The following is a 15480-nucleotide window of genomic DNA, read 5'->3' on the forward strand; positions in this document are numbered from 1 at the left end:
CCCGCACCCCCGAGGAGGAGCGAGATGACCAATCCGTTCGAGGACACCGACGCCCGCTACCACGTGCTCGTCAACGACGAGGGCCAGTACTCGCTGTGGCCCGTCTTCGTCGAGGTCCCCCAGGGCTGGCGCGCCGTGCTCGAGGACGCCACCCGCTCCGACGCCGTGGCCTGGGTAGAGGACAACTGGGACGACCCCACCACGCTGGGGGTCGCGGTCGGTGCCTGAGCATCGCGCCGCCCCCCTGCGTCCCGCCCTGCGCGCCACCGGCCTGAGGAAGCGCTTCGGCGACCACCAGGTCCTCGACGGCGTCGACCTGGAGGTCGCCCCCGGCTCCGTGCACGCGCTGCTGGGCCCCAACGGAGCCGGCAAGACCACGACCGTCCGGATCGTCTGCGGGCTGTTGCGCGCTGACGAGGGCCGCGCCGAGATCGCCGGCCACGACGTCGTCGCCCACAGCCGCGCCGCGCGCGGCGCCCTGGGCTTGTCGGGCCAGTACGCCGCCGTCGACGAGCACCTCACCGGCTTCGAGAACCTGCACCTGCTCGGCCGCCTCTACGGCATGTCGCGCCGCCGGGCCGCGGAGCGCGCCGAGGAGCTGCTCGACCGGTTCCGGCTCGACGACGTGGCCGGTCGCCGGGCGGGTCTCTACTCCGGAGGAATGCGCCGCCGTCTCGACCTCGCCGGCGCGCTCGTGGCGCGGCCCCAGGTGGTCGTGCTCGACGAGCCGACCACCGGCCTGGACCCCCGCAGCCGCCTGGACATGTGGGCCGTGATCGAGGACCTCCTCCTCGACGGCGTCGCCGTGCTGCTGACCACGCAGTACCTCGAGGAGGCCGACCGCCTCGCCGACCTGATCACCGTCATCGACCGCGGCGTCGTGATCGCCCGGGGCAGCGCCGAGGAGCTCAAGGAGCGCGTGCAGGGCGCGACCCTCGCCTTGCAGGTGCGCGACGGCGCAGGCCTCGCCCACGCCGCCCGCGCCCTCGGGGCCGTCGGGCTGGGCGAGCCGTGGGTCGACCACCGCACCGGTCGGGCCAGCATCGCCACCGACCGGGGACCCGAGGTCATGGCCGAGCTGCTCGCGCACCTCGCGCGCGTCGAGGTCGAGCTGGTCGACCTCGGTCTGCACCGCAGCTCCCTCGACGACGTCTTCCTCGCCCTCACCGGGCACGGCGCCGAGACCACCACGGACGGAGACCCCGTATGAGCACCCGCACCGAGACCCGCACCGACGTGACGTCGGAGGCCACGCTGCTCGCCGCCGGGGCCGAGACGCTGCGCAACGGCTTCGTGCTGACCGGTCGCAACATGCGCCACGTGGCCCGCATCCCCGGCCGCATCACCACGGGGCTGGTGCAGCCGGTCATGTTCGTGGTGCTCTTCGCCTTCGTCTTCGGTGGCAGCCTCGGGGGCGAGGACTACCGCCGGTTCCTCATGGCCGGCATCTTCGCCCAGAGCATGGTCTTCAACGCCTCCTTCACGACCGTCGGCCTGGCCAACGATCTCCAGAAGGGCATCGTCGAGCGGTTCCGGTCGCTGCCGATGTCGCCCCTGGCGGTCATCCTGGGCCGCACCACCTCCGACATGGTGGTCGGCGTCGCCACCCTCGTGGTCACCGCACTGTGCGGCCTGGCCGTCGGCTGGCGCGTCGAAGGCTCGGCGGCCGACGCCGCGCTCGCCTTCCTCGTGCTGGTGCTCTTCGGCTTCGCGATGTCCTGGGTCGGCGCCACGGTAGGTGTCTTCGCCCGCACCGTCGAGGTCGCCCAGAGCGCAGGCCTGATCTGGCTCTTCCCGCTCTCGCTCATCTCCACCGCCTTCGTGTCGGCCGAGAACATGCCCACCCCGCTGCGCGAGTTCGCCGCGTGGAACCCCGTCTCCGCCGTCGCCACCTCGGTGCGCGACCTGCTGGGCAATCCCACGCCGGCCACGCTGCCCCAGCCCGACACCTGGTCCCTGCAGCACCCGACGCTCTACGCCGTGCTGTCGTCGCTGGCGGTGCTGGCGGTGTTCATGCCGCTGGTGCTGGCCCGCTACAAGCGACTGACGCGGGGGTGATCGCATCGCCCCGTGACGCAGGGAGCGGCGCCGGGACCACCGCCGGGATCGACGGGATCGACGGGATCGCCGTCAGGCTCGCCCCGGCGGGCACGTCGCCGTACGCCCTGCTGGGCGCGCTCGGCGCGGGGCGGGTGACCCGTCGCCCCGGCGCGGCCCCGGCGGCCGAGCACGGGCACGTCAGCGTCTCGCGCACCGACGGGCTCGTGGCGGTCGCCCTCTCCTCGCGACCGGTGGGCATCGACGTCGAGCGGGTGCGCCCGCTGCCCGATCTCGAGCAAGTCGTGCGCGACCACCTCGGCGCCGCCGATGCCGCAGCCGTGCACGGCGCCGACGACCCGGTCGGGGCCTTCTACGAGGTGTGGACGCGCCTGGAGGCGCTGCTGAAGGCCGAGGGCGTCGGGATCCTCGACGGTCTCGACCCGGCCCCCGCGGTGCGCGCGCGGTGGCGGATCACCCCGCTCGACGCCGGGCCCGACCACCGCGCGGCCCTGGCGCACCCCGCCGACCGGTCCGCGGCGGGACCCGGCACGTAACACGACGCTTACGCGTGGCGCCGCGGATCGTCTTCCGCGCGAAACCACCCGGCAACACCGCGGGCGTTGGCTTCTCGCCATGACCCGCACCGCCCACCGCGACGCCCACCGGCACATCGGCCGGCTCCCGGCGTACGGCTTCTACGGCGGCCCGCCGATCAGTCCCGACACCACGGCGCTGGAGACCGTGGCCGAGCTCGTCGCGACCCTCGACGCCGAGGGCACCGAGCGGGCGCTGGTGCTGCCCAACTACGGCGTGCCGGACCCCGCGGTGGCCTTCGGGCTCAACCACCTCGCCCTCGAGGCGGCGCAGCGCGACGACCGCGTGCGCTGCGGCCTGTGGGTGAGCCCGCAGCAGAGCGACGCGGCGCGCAACGACGAGGCCCTCGCCCTGGCCAGCGAGGACGGCGTGGTCGCGCTCAAGACCAGCTTCCTGCTGGGCGGGGCGCCCGACGACCCCGGCTGCGCCGAGCAGCTCGAGCGGATGTTCACCACCGCCGCCGAGCTCGACCTCGTCGTGCACGTGCACACCTCGCCGGGCGCCGCCTCCGACGTCGAGCGGATCGGCCGGCTCGTGGAGGCCTACGGCGACGCCACCAAGATCCACCTCGTGCACCTGGGCGGGGGCATGAGCGGCCACCTCAAGCTCGTCGGCGGCCTCTTCTTCGACTGGATTGAGGCCGGCAAGCAGGTCTACACCGACACCAGCTGGGCCATCGGCTTCGCGCCGGCCTGGTTGGCCCAGGAGATCGAGCGCCGCGGCGTGGGCCACGACCGGGTCCTCTTCGCCACCGACGCCCCCTGGGGCGACTTCGCCGGTGAGCACGCCCGCCTGGCCGCGGCGGCGGGCGACGGCGCGCTCGCCGAGGCCTTCTTCCACGCCAACTTCGACGCCCTCTACGGCACCTGAGACCCCACAGCACCACCTGCACCACCCGCACCACCACCACCCCAGCCCCGCACCCCGACCGAGGAGCAGCACATGTCCGTGTTCGACGACGAGATCCTGGCCGCGATGGAGAAGTCCCGCTCGGAGATCCCCCACCCCAGCCAGGAGAAGGGCACCAACCTCTACGGCTCGACCAAGCTCTTCCCCGACTACCAGGCCAGCGAGGGACAGTCCTGGCTCACCTTGGTGCACGGCATCCCCCACGAGTCGTCGGTGTCGTTCGTGGCGGTCCTCCAGACCACCCGCGCGCTGCGCAAGGGCTTCGACGCCACCCTCTACTTCTACGGCCCCGGCGCCCTGGCCTGCGCCGACACCCGCGGCTTCCCCACCACCGGCGACGTCGCCTTCCCCGGCAACCAGAACATGAACGACGCCATCAAGACCTTCATCGCCGAGGGCGGCACGGTGCTGTGCTGCCGCTTCGGGATGGCCCTGCACGGCCAGCGCGAGGAGGACCTCATCGAGGGCGTGATCCCCTGCCACCCGCTCGACGTGCAGGACGCCGTCATCCACTTCGCCAACAAGGGCGCCATCATCAACTCCGTCTACAACCTCTGAGCGGCTGACGTCATGACGGCCGACACCCGCGTGGACGTGGCGATCCTGGGCATCCGCCTCGCCGACCCGTCCGACGCCCCGGTCGCGCGCCGCGCGGGCGCCGGCCCCAGCGACGACGGGCACCTGCTCCTCGACGGTGTGGGGGCGGCGGTGCCGCTCAACCCGCGCAGCCCCTACACCGTGAGCGGCGGCAAGCTGCTCCTCGACGGCGCCGACACCGGCATGGGCGTCGAGGCGGTGGCCCGCCCCCGCTTCTACGACCTCCGGACCGCCGACGGCGTCCCCTACGAGCAGATCGCGCGGCTGCACTCCAGCAACGTGCTGGCCACGACCGTCGTCCAGACCTGCGTGCGGTACGCCGAGGCCGAGCGCTGCCGCTTCTGCGCGATCGAGGAGTCGCTGCGCGCCGGCGCGACGGTCGCGGTCAAGACGCCCGCGCAGATCGCCGAGGTGGCCCGCGCCGCCCACGACCTCGACGGCATCACCCAGCTCGTGATGACCACCGGCACCAGCAACGGTCGCGACCGCGGGGCCACCCACCTGGCCCGCTGCGTGCGGGCGGTGCGCGAGGTGCTGCCCGACCTGCCGATCCAGGTGCAGTGCGAGCCGCCGGGCGACCTGGCCTCGCTCCAGGAGCTCCACGACGCCGGCGCCCGCTCCATCGGCATCCACGTGGAGTCCCTCGACGAGGCCGCCCGCCTCGCCTGGATGCCCGGCAAGGGCTCGGTGCCGCTCGCCGACTACCGCGCCGCCTGGGCCGAGGCCGTGCGCGTCTTCGGGTGGAACCAGGTCTCGACCTACCTCCTCGTCGGCCTCGGCGAGGACCCCGACGAGCTCGTCGCCGGGGCGGTGGAGCTCATCGAGATGGGCGTCTACCCCTTCGTCGTGCCCTTCCGACCGCTGGCGGGCACGCTGGCCGTCGACGTCGACGGAGCCGTTGCCCCGAGGCCCGCCGACGTCTACCGGGTCACCACCGAGGTCGCGGCCGCGCTGCGCGCCCACGGCATGCTGGGCTCCGACCAGGCGGCGGGCTGCGCGGCCTGCGGGGCCTGCTCGGCCCTCGGCTCCTGCTCCTCGGCTGAGGCCGCGTCATGACGGGCCTGGTCGACGAGGTGGTCCTCACCGGCGCCCGCCGGGCGGCTCCGAGCCTCGACGCCTTCGTCGTGGTGCGCGCCGGGGCCCGCGAGGTCGCGGCCTACCACGCGCTGCGCCGCCAGGTGTTCGTGCACGAGCAGGGCCTCTTCGTCGGCTCCGACCGCGACGACGTCGACGACGACCCGCGCACCGTGGTGCTGGTCGCCGTCGCCACCCACCCCGACGCCGGCGGCGAGGTGCTGGGCGGCGTGCGGCTCCACCCGGCCACCGCCGGGCGCGACCTCGGCTGGTGGCGCGGCTCGCGGCTCGCGGTGGCCTCCGACGCCCGGCTGCTGCTGGGCGTGGGCGCCGCCCTGGTGCGCGCGGCCTGCGCCGCGGCCGAGGCCGCGGGCGCGCTGCGCTTCGACGCCACGGTGCAGGCGCAGAACGAGCCCCTCTTCCGCCGCCTCGGCTGGGTGCCGCGCGAGCGCACCCACCGGCACGGCCACCCCCACGTGGTCGTGGACTGGCCGATCGGGCGGGTGCAGCGGCTGGTCGACGCCACCAAGGCCGCCCTGGGCGGCCTGCTCGACGAGGTGTCGGCCGGGGTGCCGGCCGGATTCCTGGGCGACGACGGCGCGCCCGTGCCCGGCTCCGACCTCGTCGCCGCCTGCGACGCCGTGCTCCCCTCCATGGTCGAGCGCGACCCGGAGTGGGCCGGCTGGTGCGCCGTGCTGGTCAACCTCAACGACCTCTCCGCCATGGGCGCCGCCCCCGTCGCGCTGCTCGACTCCCTCGGCGCCCGCGACGCCTCCTTCGCCCGCCGTGTGCTCCGCGGGCTCACCGACGCCGGCCGCGCCTGGGGCGTGCCGGTCGTCGGCGGGCACACCCAGCTCGGCGTGCCCGCCGCCCTGTCGGTGACGGCCCTGGGCCGCACCGCGCGCCCCGTCGCGGGTGGCGGCGCCGACCCGGGGCAGACGCTGCGGGTCACCGCCGACCTCGGCGGCGGCTGGCGACCGGGCTACACCGGGTCGCAGTGGGACTCCTCCAGCCACCGCACCGGCGCGCAGCTGCGGGCCCTGGCCGGGGTCGTGCCCGCGCTGCGGCCCACCGCGGCCAAGGACGTCAGCATGAGCGGCCTGGTCGGCACCACCGGCATGCTCGCCGAGGCCTCCGGCTGCCGGGCCGTGCTCGACGTCGCGGCCGTCCCGGCCCCCGAGGGGGCGGCGTACGGCGACTGGCTGACCTGCTTCCCCGGCTTCGCCATGGTCACCGCCGAGACGGCACCGGCCCGCGCGGCGCTGCCCCCCTTTGTCACCTCCGCGGCCTGCGGCGAGCTCACCTCCGGCGCGGGCGTCGGCCTGCGCTGGCCCGACGGCGTCGTCACCGACGCCGTCACCTCCACCGTCACCGGAATGGGGTCCTCCCGATGAGCACCACACCCAGCACGCCCGGCACGCCCGGCACGCCCGGCACGCTCACCGTCGGGGCCGTCAGCGCAGGCTTCGGGCGCGACCTCGACGACAACCTGCGCCAGGTCGGCGAGCTGGTGGCGCGGGCCCGCGAGCGCGGCACGTCGCTGCTGGCGCTGCCCGAGGCCTGCCTGGGCGGCTACCTGTCGGTGCTCGGCTCGGGACGCGACGGCACGCACCCCGACGCCCCCGACTCGCTCCCACCCGTGCTCGAGGCCGACGGACCCGAGCTGCGCCGCGTGGCCGCGCTCGCCCGCGAGATGACGCTCGTGGTCGGCTTCTGCGAGGCCGACGGTGGCCGACGCTTCAACAGCGCCGCGATCGTCTCCGGCGAGGGGGTGCTCGGCGTGCACCGCAAGGTGCACCAGCCCCTCGGCGAGAGCCTCTACTACGAGGCCGGTGACGTCTTCCGCGCCGTCGACACCGCCGTCGGGCGACTCGGCGCCCTCATCTGCTACGACAAGGCCTTCCCCGAGGCGGCCCGCGGCCTGGCCCTCGACGGCGCCGAGACCGTCGTGTGCATCTCGGCCTGGCCGGCCTCGCGCACCGCCACGGCCGGCGACCTGGCCGACGACCGCTGGAAGCGGCGCTTCGACCTCTTCGACCAGGCCCGGGCGCTGGAGAACCAGGTCCTCTGGGTGGCCTCCAACCAGGCCGGCACCTTCGGGTCGCTGCGCTTCGTCGGCTCGGCCAAGGTCGTCGGACCCGGCGGCGACGTGCTCGCCGCCACCGGCACCACCGAGGGCGTCGCCTACGCCCGGGTCGACGTCGAGGATCTGCTCGGCACCGCCCGGCGCGCGATGTTCCACCTGCGCGACCGGCGCCCCGACCTCTACGTCGAGCACGAGCGGGTCGCGGCGCATGCCTGAGATGACGGTCTCGGTGCGCTGGCCCGACGGCAGCCTCCAGGACTGCTGGTCGCCCTCGCTGGTCATGCACGACCACCTCGCCCCCGGCGCCTTCTACACCGTCGCCGACTTCGCCCACCGCGCCACGACCGCGCTCGCCGAGGCCGGCGAGCGCGTGCGGCAGCGCCACGGCTTCGCCTGCACCTCGGCCGCCGCCAGCGCCGAGCTGGTGCGGCGCCGAGCCGCCGCGCACCGCCACGACGACCTCGTCGAGGTCGTGCGGATGTGGCCCCCGCTGCCCGCCGCCGCACCCACCAGCCCCACTACCCCGGAGCGCCCATGACCACCGTGCACACCACCGTCGTCGTCGTCGGTGGCGGCCAGGCCGGGCTCGCGACGAGCTGGTGCCTGACCCGCGACGGGATCGACCACGTCGTGCTCGAGGCCGCCACAGCCGCCCACGAGTGGGCCGACACCCGCTGGGACAACTTCACCCTGGTCACCCCCAACTGGCACTGCCGCCTGCCGGGCTACACCTACGACGGCCCCGACCCCGACGGGTTCATGACCCGCGACGAGGTCGTGGCCTGGCTCGGGGGCTACGCCGCCACCTTCGACCCGCCGCTGCGCGAGCACACACGGGTCACCGCCCTGCGCCAGGGCGAGGCCGGCGGCTTCGTGCTCGAGAGCACCGGCCCCGACGGGGAGACCACCTGGAGCGCGGAGCACGTGGTCGTGGCCACCGGGGGCTACCACGTGCCGATCGTGCCACCCTGGGCCGCGGCGCTCGACCCGGGCCTCACCCAGCTGGAGTCGGCCCACTACAAGCGCGCGGCCGACCTGCCCGACGGCGGCGTGCTCGTCGTCGGCAGCGGCCAGTCCGGCACCCAGATCGCCGAGGACCTCCACCTCGAGGGCCGCCAGGTGCACCTCGCCCTCGGCGACGCCCCGCGGGTCGCGCGCACCTACCGCGGCCGCGACTGCATGACCTGGCTGGCCGACATGGGCCTCTACGACACCGCGGTCACGCAGTACCCCGGAGGCCTCGCGGCCCGGGAGAAGACCAACCACTACGTCACGGGGCGCGACGGCGGCCGCGACCTCGACCTGCGCCTCCTGGCCTCGCAGGGCATGCGGCTCCACGGCCTGCTGGCCGGCGGCCGCGGCACACGCCTGGAGTTCCGCCCGACGCTGACGGCGGCGCTCGACGCCGCGGACGCGACCTACAACTCCATCTGCGCCGACATCGACCGCTGGATCGAGCGCGAGGGGATCGACGCCCCGCCGCCCTCGCGCTACTCCCCCGTGTGGACCCCCGGCGCCGAACCGCTCGAGCTCGACCTGGCCGCGGCCGGCGTCACCAGCGTGGTGTGGGCCATCGGCTACCGCCCCGACTACCGGTGGGTCGGCGTCGGCGCCTTCGACGGCAGCGGGCGCCCCACCCACCACCGCGGTGTCACGGCGGTGCCGGGGCTGTCCTTCCTCGGCCTGCCCTGGCTGCACACGTGGGGCTCGGGACGCTTCCTCGGGATCGCCCGCGACGCCGAGCACGTGGCGGCCACCATCCGCGAGTCCGTGGGGGCACGGCCACAGGTGCGCCGGGTCTCCTAGTGCCGGTCACCATCGGCGCCGTCGCCGCGCACTTCGGGCGCGACCTCGACCGCGCGCTGGCCAAGGTCGAGGGCATCGTCGTCGACGCGCGGGCGGCCGGCTGCGACGTCGTCGTGCTGCCCGACGCCGCCCTCGGCGGCTACCTCGACGACCTGCGCACCCCCTCCGGCCCGCCGCCCGCGCTGCGCCCCGACTCCGAGGAGCTGCGGCGGGTGGCCCGGTTCGCCGGCGACACGGTGGTCTGCCTGGGGTACGCCGAGGCCGCCGACGACGGCAACGGACGCATCTACAACGCCGCGGTCTGCCTCACCGGCGACGGCGTGCTCGGCCACCACCGCAAGGTGCACCTTCCGGCCGGCGAGTCGCGCGTCTACGCCCCCGGCGACGTCTTCCGCGCCTTCGACACCCCGGTCGGTCGCCTCGGCCTGCTCATCGACTACGACAAGACCTTTCCCGAGGCGGCCCGCGCGATGGCGCTCGACGGCGCACGTGTCCTGGCCTGCCTCTCGGCCTGGCCCGCCTCGGTGACCGACCGCGCCGAGCGGCTCGTGCACGACCGGCAGGCCCGCCTCTTCGACCTCTACGACTGTGCCCGCGCCGCGGAGAACCAGGTGGTCTGGGCCTCCTCCAACCAGACCGGCTCCCTGGGCTCGCTGCGCTTCCTGGGTCAGGCCAAGGTGGTGGGCCCGGGCGGCGACGTGCTCGCGCGCACCTCGACCAAGGGCGGGCTGGCCGTCGCGACGGTCGACGTCGACGGCGAGGTCGCCCGGGCCCGCCGCACGCTGCACCACCTCGACGAGCTCAGCCGCTCGGCCTACGCCCCGGGGAGGCACCCGTGAGGATCGCCCTGCTGACCTACTCCACCAAGCCCCGCGGCGGGGTCGTGCACACCCTCGCGCTGGCCGAGGCGCTGGCGGGCCTCGACGGGCTCGACGTGCACCTGTGGACCCTCGGCCGCGGCGGTGACACCGCGTTCTTCCGCCCCGTCGACCCGGCGGTCACCGTGCACGCGGTGCCCTTCCCCGACCTCGGCGACGAGGTCGGCCCCCGCATCCTGCGCTCGATCGACACCCTCGACCGGGCCTTCGCCGCCGAGCGCCCCGCCTACGACGTGGTCCACGCCCAGGACTGCATCAGCGCCAACGCCGCCATGCGCTCGGGGCCGTGCGTGCGCACCGTGCACCACCTCGACACCTTCACCACCCCCGAGCTGGTCGCCTGCCACGAGCGCGCCGTGGTCGAGCCGGTCGCGCGCGTCTGCGTCTCGGCCGCCGTCGCCGCGGAGGTCGAGGCCGGCTGGGGCCTGCCGGCCACCGTCATCGCCAACGGCGTCGACGCCGCCCGCTTCGAGGCCGGCGGGCGCGACACCGAGGGCCGCGCCCGCTGGCGACGGCGGTGCGGTCGCTACGTCCTGGCCCTCGGCGGCATCGAGCCCCGCAAGGGCACCCTCGACCTGCTCGAGGCCTACGCCCTGGCCCGGCGCGAGGTGCCCGACCTGCGCTTCGTGCTCGCCGGCGGCGAGACCCTCTTCGACTACCGCGACTACCGCGCTGCCTTCGACCGCCGCGCGGCCGAGCTGGGCGTGGAGCCCGAGGTGCTCGGCGTGGTCGCCCACGACGCCCTGCCCTCCCTGGTCGCCGAGGCCGCCGCCCTGGGCTTCGTGTCCACCCAGGAGGGCTTCGGCCTCGCCCCGCTCGAGGCCCTCGCCGCCGGGGTGCCCGTCGTGGCGCGCGACCTGCCCGTGCTGCGGGAGGTGCTCGGCGACCACGTCGCGTACGCCGCCACACCGGACGCGATCGCCGCCGCCCTGCTCGACGCCCTCGCCGCCCCGCCCGACCCCGCCCGCGGCCGGGCCCACAGCCACGGCTTCACCTGGAGGCGCGCCGCCGCGGAGCACCTCGCCTTCTACCGCGCGCTGGGCTGAGCCGCTCAGCGGCGCCGGGCACGCACGACGGCGTCGTGCACCGCCACCTCGCGCCCGTCGGGCACGGTCACGGTGCGGCGCGACTCGGTGGCCGTGACCACCTCCCACCGCGCCGGGTCGAGCCGCGCCACGACGTCGGCGGCGCGCACCGAGGCCTCCGCCGGCGGCCCCGCCTCCTCGCCGTGCCCGTGCCCGTGCTGGTGACCCTCGTCGTGGAGGTGACCGACCAGCAGCAGCGTGCCGCCGGGGGCGACCCAGCTCGCGAGACGGTCGTAGAAGTCCAGCTGCGGGGTGGCCGGGTGGGCGTAGTGGGTGGTGACGAGGTCGAAGCGCTCCTCGGGCTCCCAGACCGACAGGTCGGCCTCGACCCACCGGACCCGGTCGGCGACCCCGGCCGCGGCGGCCCGCTCGGCGGCCCGGGCGAGCGCGTCGGCGGCGATGTCGGCGCCGGTCACCCGCCAGCCGGCGCCGGCCAGCCACACCGCCTCCACCCCGGCGCCGCAGCCGGCCTCGAGCGCCGTGCCGGGCTCGAGGTCGCGGGTCTCGGCCGCGAGGTGGGGGTGGGGCTCGCCGGCGGCCATGGCCCGGGCGCGGTCGCCGCGCCAGACGGCGTCCCAGTAGTCCTTGTCGAACGCGTGCGTCACGGGTCTCCCTCCGTGGCCGCCACCGCGGCGGCCGTGGCTCCCGACGATGACGGTCCGGACCACGCCTGGCAATCTCTGTTGCCGAACGGCAAACTGGCCCGGTGACCGATCTCCGGGAGCAGGCCGACCGCACCCTCGACGCCGTGGGCCCGCGGCTGCGTGCCCTGCGCCAGCACCGCGGCCTCACGCTCGGTGAGCTCGCCGACGAGACCGGCGTCTCCACCAGCACGCTGTCGCGGCTCGAGTCGGGGCTGCGCCGCCCCACTCTCGAGCAGCTGCTGCCCCTGGCCCGCGCCCACGGGGTCACCCTCGACGAGCTCGTCGACGCCCCGGCCACCGGAGACCCCCGGGTGCACCTGCGCCCGGTGGCCACCGGTGACGGCGGCAGCGTCATCGCACTGACCCGGCGCCCCGGCGGCATCCAGGCCTACAAGTTCGTGCTGCCCACCGGCCGCGACGACGCGCGCCCCACCCTGCGCACCCATGAGGGCCACGACTGGGCCTACGTGCTCGACGGCACGCTGCGCCTCGTGCTCGGCGAGCACGACCTGCGTCTGGGCCCCGGCGAGGCCGTGGAGTTCGACACCCGCACGCCGCACTGGTTCGGGGCGACCTCGGCCGGCCCGGTGGAGTTCCTCAGCCTCATCGGGCGCCAGGGTCAGCGCGCCCACCTGCGCGCGCCCTGAGCCGGGCGCGGGCTCAGGGCCGCAGGTCGTGGGCGGGCTCGATGCCGGAGTCGGGCAGCAGGTCGACCTCCTCCAGGGCGGCGCGCAGCTGCTCGGCGGCGTCGATGTTCAGCGGGCTGCTGACCCAGGCGGCGTAGGGCAGGTCGAGGAAGCGCTCCTCGCGCACCGCGGGCAGGTCGCGAGTGGCGGGGTTGGCGCGCAGCACGGCGACCTTCTGCTCGAAGCTCTGGCCGGGGTAGTCGACGAAGGCGATGTAGTCGGGCCGGGCGGCCGCCACCCGCTCCCAGGACACGGTGGTCCAGGTGTCGGCGACGTCCTCGGTGGCGTTGCGGGCACCGGCGGCGTCGATGACGCCCTGCGGCCCGCCGTAGGAGCCGCTGGTGAAGGGCGAGGTGGTGCCGCTGTCGAAGAGGAACACGGTGGGCGTCTCCTCGGCGCGCGGCGCCTGCCGCAGCCGGGCCAGGCGCTCCTCGACGTCGGCGACCCGGGCGGCCGCGTCGTCCTCGTGCCCGGTGAGGCGGCCCAGCGCGGTCAGGTCGGTGCTCAGCGCCGTCCAGGGGTCGACGACGCCGCGGCTCTCGCCGTCGCCCTGGCGGCAGGACTCGGTGAGGGTCCAGGCGGCGATGCCGCGCTCGGCCAGCCCGTCGGGGGTGAGACCGGCGTCCTCGTCCCACCCGTAGTTCCAGCCTGCGAGCATGAGGTCGGGGCGCTGGAGCAGGACGTTCTCGACGGTGGGCCGGTCCTCGCTGGCCACCGGGAGGTCGGCCACGACGTCCTCGCCGTAGACCCGGGAGAGGGCCTCGGCGTCGTCCTGGAGCCCGCTGATGCCGGCGACGGCGTCGGCCGCACCCACGGCGAGCACCATCGCGATCATGCCGCCGTCGTAGACGTAGAGCCGCTCGGCCGGGTCGGGGTAGGCGCGCTCCTCCCCGCAGTTGTCGAGCACGAGCGAGGCGCCGGTCGCGCCCGGCGAGCCCGCCGCCGGGTCGGTCGCGGGGCCGGCGCCGCACGACGTCGTCAGGGCCAGGACCGCCACGGCCGCGAGCGCGGAGACGGGGCGGACGGCCATGAGACGGACCGGGAGGGGACGGGCGAGGAGGGGACGGTGCACGGAGGACCTGCCTTCGGGAGGGAGGAGCGACGGGAGGGCGGTGGGAGGGTGGTGGGAGGGCGGTGGGCCGACGCGGCGGAGCCGGGTCAGCGCAGGTGGCGGCCGGGGCCGACGACGAGGTGGTGGCGACCCCGCGGGTCGCTGAGGTGGGCGGCGTCGACGCCGAAGACGCGGGTGACGACGTCGGGGGTGAGCACGTCGTGCGGCGCGCCCGCGGCGTGGACCCGGCCCTCGTGGAGCACCACCACCTGGTCGGCGTAGGCCGCGGCGAGGGCGAGGTCGTGCAGCGCGGTGAGCACGGTGCGCCCGGAGCCGCGCAGCAGCGCGAGCAGCGCCACCTGGTGGCTGACGTCGAGGTGGTTGGTCGGCTCGTCGAGCACGAGCAGCTCGCAGTCCTGCACCAGGCCGCGGGCCAGGCAGACGCGGCGCCGCTCGCCACCCGAGAGCTGGGCGCAGGGCCGGTCGAGGGCGGCGTCGAGGCCGACCTCGGCGAGGGCGGCGCGGGCGTGGGTCCGGTCGCCGTCGCCGCGCGCCCACGGCCGGTGGTGGGGCAGGCGACCCAGCGCCACGAACTCCCCCGCGGTCATGTCGGCCGGCGGGCTCTCCTCCTGCGCCACGAACGCCACGACCTGCGCCCGGCGGCGCGCCGGCAGGTCGTGGACCTCGCGGTCGCCGACCAGCACCGCCCCGGTCTCGGGGCGCTGGAGGCCCGCCAGCGTGCGCAGCAGCGTCGTCTTGCCCGAGCCGTTGACGCCGAGCACGGCGGTGGTGGTGCCGGGTGCCAGGTCGAGGTCGACGCCGCGCAGCACGACGCGCCCACCGACCGCGCACGACAGCGCCCGGGCCGTCAGGGCCGGTGCGGGCCGGCCGCTCACGCCCCGCCCCCGAAGTGGTAGCGCCGGCGCCCGAGCAGCAGCAGGAAGACCGGCGCGCCCACGAGGCCGGTGACCACGCTCAGCGGGATCTCCTGCGGGCTCACGACGGTGCGGGCGACCACGTCGACCCACACCAGGAAGACCGCGCCACCGAGCGCGGCCACCGGGAGCATCGCCCGGTGGCCGCCGCCGACGACCAGGCGCGCCAGGTGGGGCACGACGAGGCCAACGAAGCCGATGCCCCCCGAGACCGCCACCAGCACCCCGACGAGGGCGGAGGTGAGGACGAAGAGCGCGATCCGCAGCGCGGCGACCGGCACCCCCACCGCGGCGGCGGTGTCGTCGCCGGTGGCCAGCGCGTCGAGCCAGCCGTGCACGCCGAGGACGAGCACCGCCGCCACCAGCACCGCCGCCACGGGCGCCACCAGCTGCGCCCAGGTCGCGCCCGCGAGCGAGCCGAGCAGCCAGAAGAGCACCGACTCGGTGGCGCGGGGCTCGTCGCCGAGGAAGACCATGAGGCTGGAGACCGACGAGAAGGCCGACGACATCACCACCCCGGTCAGCACCAGCCGCAGCGGGGTCAGGCCGCCCTGGGCCAGCGAGACCCCGAAGACGAGCACCGCCGCACCGAGCGCCCCGAGCAGGGCGCCCACCGACAGCGCCCACGCCCCGAGCGCGGCGAGCGCGCCGAAGGCGATGACCGCCGTCGCCCCGACGCCGGCACCCGCCGAGACCCCGAGCAGGTAGGGATCGGCCAGCGGGTTGCGCACCAGGGTCTGCATCGCCGTGCCGGCCAGCGCGAGCCCGGCGCCGACCACCGCCGCCATCAGCACGCGCGGGGCGCGCAGCTCCCAGACGATGACGTCGAGCACCGGGTCGGGGCCCGGGCGCCCGTGCAGCACGCGCTCGCGCACCACGTCGACGACGCCGCCCACCGGCAGCCGCTCCGAGCCCAGCGCGAGGGCCACCACGAGCGAGACGAGCAGGGCCGCCAGCAGGCCCAGGTGCAGCGCGAGCCGCGGGCCGCGTCGTACGCCGGGCGGGGGTGGGTCGGCGGCGCGCGCGGGCGCGGTCGACGGGGCAGGACGGGTCACGGCCACAGGGGTCTCGCATCTGTCGGGGACCCGAGTCGCG

The 15480-nt window shown here is 75.8% G+C and carries 18 protein-coding genes; 14 read left to right on the forward strand and 4 right to left on the reverse strand.

Translation table 11 applies throughout. From position 1 onward, the window contains the following. Positions 1–24: 24 nt before the first annotated feature. The 13 genes from IR170_RS09585 (at position 25) to IR170_RS09645 (ending at position 11030) form a co-directional block, all read left to right on the forward strand. Positions 25–228: an MbtH family protein gene (locus tag IR170_RS09585; protein WP_193662233.1), complete on the forward strand. Its 204-nt coding sequence runs from the start codon at positions 25–27 to the stop codon at positions 226–228. Further along, a complete protein-coding gene (locus IR170_RS09590; protein ID WP_319804999.1) occupies positions 221–1210 on the forward strand; it encodes an ATP-binding cassette domain-containing protein in 990 nt (329 codons plus the stop codon). The genes IR170_RS09585 and IR170_RS09590 overlap by 8 nt, the downstream gene beginning before the upstream one ends. Continuing rightward, on the forward strand, positions 1207–2058 hold the full coding sequence (locus tag IR170_RS09595; protein ID WP_193662234.1) for an ABC transporter permease: 852 nt from the start codon (positions 1207–1209) through the stop codon (positions 2056–2058). The genes IR170_RS09590 and IR170_RS09595 overlap by 4 nt, the downstream gene beginning before the upstream one ends. Next, positions 2055–2594, forward strand: a complete 540-nt coding sequence (locus IR170_RS09600) for a 4'-phosphopantetheinyl transferase family protein (RefSeq protein WP_193662235.1) — start codon at positions 2055–2057, stop codon at positions 2592–2594. Before IR170_RS09595 ends, IR170_RS09600 begins: the two co-directional genes overlap by 4 nt. A gap of 79 nt (positions 2595–2673) precedes the next feature. Beyond that, entirely contained in the window at positions 2674–3504 is an 831-nt protein-coding gene (locus IR170_RS09605; RefSeq protein WP_193662236.1) for an amidohydrolase family protein, read from the forward strand. A 72-nt stretch (positions 3505–3576) separates the two neighbouring features. After that, positions 3577–4101, forward strand: coding sequence for an MSMEG_0572/Sll0783 family nitrogen starvation response protein (locus tag IR170_RS09610; protein ID WP_193662237.1), 525 nt, complete (start codon positions 3577–3579; stop codon positions 4099–4101). Between the two features lie 12 nt (positions 4102–4113). Next, positions 4114–5196, forward strand: a complete 1083-nt coding sequence (locus IR170_RS09615; RefSeq protein WP_193662238.1) for an MSMEG_0568 family radical SAM protein — start codon at positions 4114–4116, stop codon at positions 5194–5196. Beyond that, positions 5193–6608 (forward strand): MSMEG_0567/sll0787 family protein, encoded by a 1416-nt coding sequence (locus tag IR170_RS09620; RefSeq protein WP_193662239.1) that lies wholly within the window; start codon positions 5193–5195, stop codon positions 6606–6608. The genes IR170_RS09615 and IR170_RS09620 overlap by 4 nt, the downstream gene beginning before the upstream one ends. Beyond that, a complete protein-coding gene (locus IR170_RS09625; protein ID WP_193662240.1) occupies positions 6605–7516 on the forward strand; it encodes a carbon-nitrogen hydrolase family protein in 912 nt (303 codons plus the stop codon). The genes IR170_RS09620 and IR170_RS09625 overlap by 4 nt, the downstream gene beginning before the upstream one ends. After that, positions 7509–7838, forward strand: coding sequence for an MSMEG_0570 family nitrogen starvation response protein (locus IR170_RS09630; RefSeq protein WP_193662241.1), 330 nt, complete (start codon positions 7509–7511; stop codon positions 7836–7838). Before IR170_RS09625 ends, IR170_RS09630 begins: the two co-directional genes overlap by 8 nt. Then, entirely contained in the window at positions 7835–9106 is a 1272-nt protein-coding gene (locus IR170_RS09635) for an MSMEG_0569 family flavin-dependent oxidoreductase (protein ID WP_193662242.1), read from the forward strand. Before IR170_RS09630 ends, IR170_RS09635 begins: the two co-directional genes overlap by 4 nt. Then, positions 9106–9945, forward strand: a complete 840-nt coding sequence (locus IR170_RS09640; protein ID WP_193662243.1) for a carbon-nitrogen hydrolase family protein — start codon at positions 9106–9108, stop codon at positions 9943–9945. The genes IR170_RS09635 and IR170_RS09640 overlap by 1 nt, the downstream gene beginning before the upstream one ends. Beyond that, positions 9942–11030 (forward strand): MSMEG_0565 family glycosyltransferase, encoded by a 1089-nt coding sequence (locus tag IR170_RS09645; protein ID WP_193662244.1) that lies wholly within the window; start codon positions 9942–9944, stop codon positions 11028–11030. Before IR170_RS09640 ends, IR170_RS09645 begins: the two co-directional genes overlap by 4 nt. A gap of 5 nt (positions 11031–11035) precedes the next feature. Here the strand turns inward: IR170_RS09645 and IR170_RS09650 are convergent, their stop codons facing one another. Further along, the gene (locus tag IR170_RS09650; RefSeq protein WP_193662245.1) at positions 11036–11674 is read right to left on the reverse strand and encodes a class I SAM-dependent methyltransferase; all 639 of its coding nucleotides are present in this window, start codon (positions 11672–11674) and stop codon (positions 11036–11038) included. A 101-nt stretch (positions 11675–11775) separates the two neighbouring features. On the opposite strand from IR170_RS09650, the gene IR170_RS09655 reads away from it, so the two are divergent. Then, entirely contained in the window at positions 11776–12360 is a 585-nt protein-coding gene (locus IR170_RS09655; RefSeq protein ID WP_193662246.1) for a helix-turn-helix domain-containing protein, read from the forward strand. 13 nt (positions 12361–12373) lie between these two features. Here the strand turns inward: IR170_RS09655 and IR170_RS09660 are convergent, their stop codons facing one another. The 3 genes from IR170_RS09660 to IR170_RS09670 form a co-directional block, all read right to left on the reverse strand. After that, on the reverse strand, positions 12374–13429 hold the full coding sequence (locus tag IR170_RS09660) for an ABC transporter substrate-binding protein (RefSeq protein WP_193662247.1): 1056 nt from the start codon (positions 13427–13429) through the stop codon (positions 12374–12376). A 128-nt stretch (positions 13430–13557) separates the two neighbouring features. After that, on the reverse strand, positions 13558–14346 hold the full coding sequence (locus IR170_RS09665) for an ABC transporter ATP-binding protein (protein ID WP_319805000.1): 789 nt from the start codon (positions 14344–14346) through the stop codon (positions 13558–13560). Continuing rightward, positions 14343–15440: a FecCD family ABC transporter permease gene (locus IR170_RS09670; protein WP_374108175.1), complete on the reverse strand. Its 1098-nt coding sequence runs from the start codon at positions 15438–15440 to the stop codon at positions 14343–14345. The genes IR170_RS09665 and IR170_RS09670 overlap by 4 nt, the downstream gene beginning before the upstream one ends. Positions 15441–15480: the final 40 nt, after the last annotated feature.

The organism is Nocardioides kribbensis (assembly GCF_015070375.1).
Classification (GTDB): Bacteria; Actinomycetota; Actinomycetes; order Propionibacteriales; family Nocardioidaceae; genus Nocardioides; species Nocardioides kribbensis.

What these genes read in the sequence shown, in the direction of transcription:
- IR170_RS09585 (WP_193662233.1), top strand. Translation starts at nt 25, where the DNA reads ATGACCAATCCGTTCGAGGACACCGACGCCCGCTACCACGTGCTCGTC.
- IR170_RS09595 (WP_193662234.1), top strand. Translation starts at nt 1,207, where the DNA reads ATGAGCACCCGCACCGAGACCCGCACCGACGTGACGTCGGAGGCCACG.
- IR170_RS09605 (WP_193662236.1), top strand. Translation starts at nt 2,674, where the DNA reads ATGACCCGCACCGCCCACCGCGACGCCCACCGGCACATCGGCCGGCTC.
- IR170_RS09610 (WP_193662237.1), top strand. Translation starts at nt 3,577, where the DNA reads ATGTCCGTGTTCGACGACGAGATCCTGGCCGCGATGGAGAAGTCCCGC.
- IR170_RS09615 (WP_193662238.1), top strand. Translation starts at nt 4,114, where the DNA reads ATGACGGCCGACACCCGCGTGGACGTGGCGATCCTGGGCATCCGCCTC.
- IR170_RS09620 (WP_193662239.1), top strand. Translation starts at nt 5,193, where the DNA reads ATGACGGGCCTGGTCGACGAGGTGGTCCTCACCGGCGCCCGCCGGGCG.
- IR170_RS09625 (WP_193662240.1), top strand. Translation starts at nt 6,605, where the DNA reads ATGAGCACCACACCCAGCACGCCCGGCACGCCCGGCACGCCCGGCACG.
- IR170_RS09630 (WP_193662241.1), top strand. Translation starts at nt 7,509, where the DNA reads ATGCCTGAGATGACGGTCTCGGTGCGCTGGCCCGACGGCAGCCTCCAG.
- IR170_RS09635 (WP_193662242.1), top strand. Translation starts at nt 7,835, where the DNA reads ATGACCACCGTGCACACCACCGTCGTCGTCGTCGGTGGCGGCCAGGCC.
- IR170_RS09660 (WP_193662247.1), bottom strand. Translation starts at nt 13,429, where the DNA reads ATGGCCGTCCGCCCCGTCTCCGCGCTCGCGGCCGTGGCGGTCCTGGCC.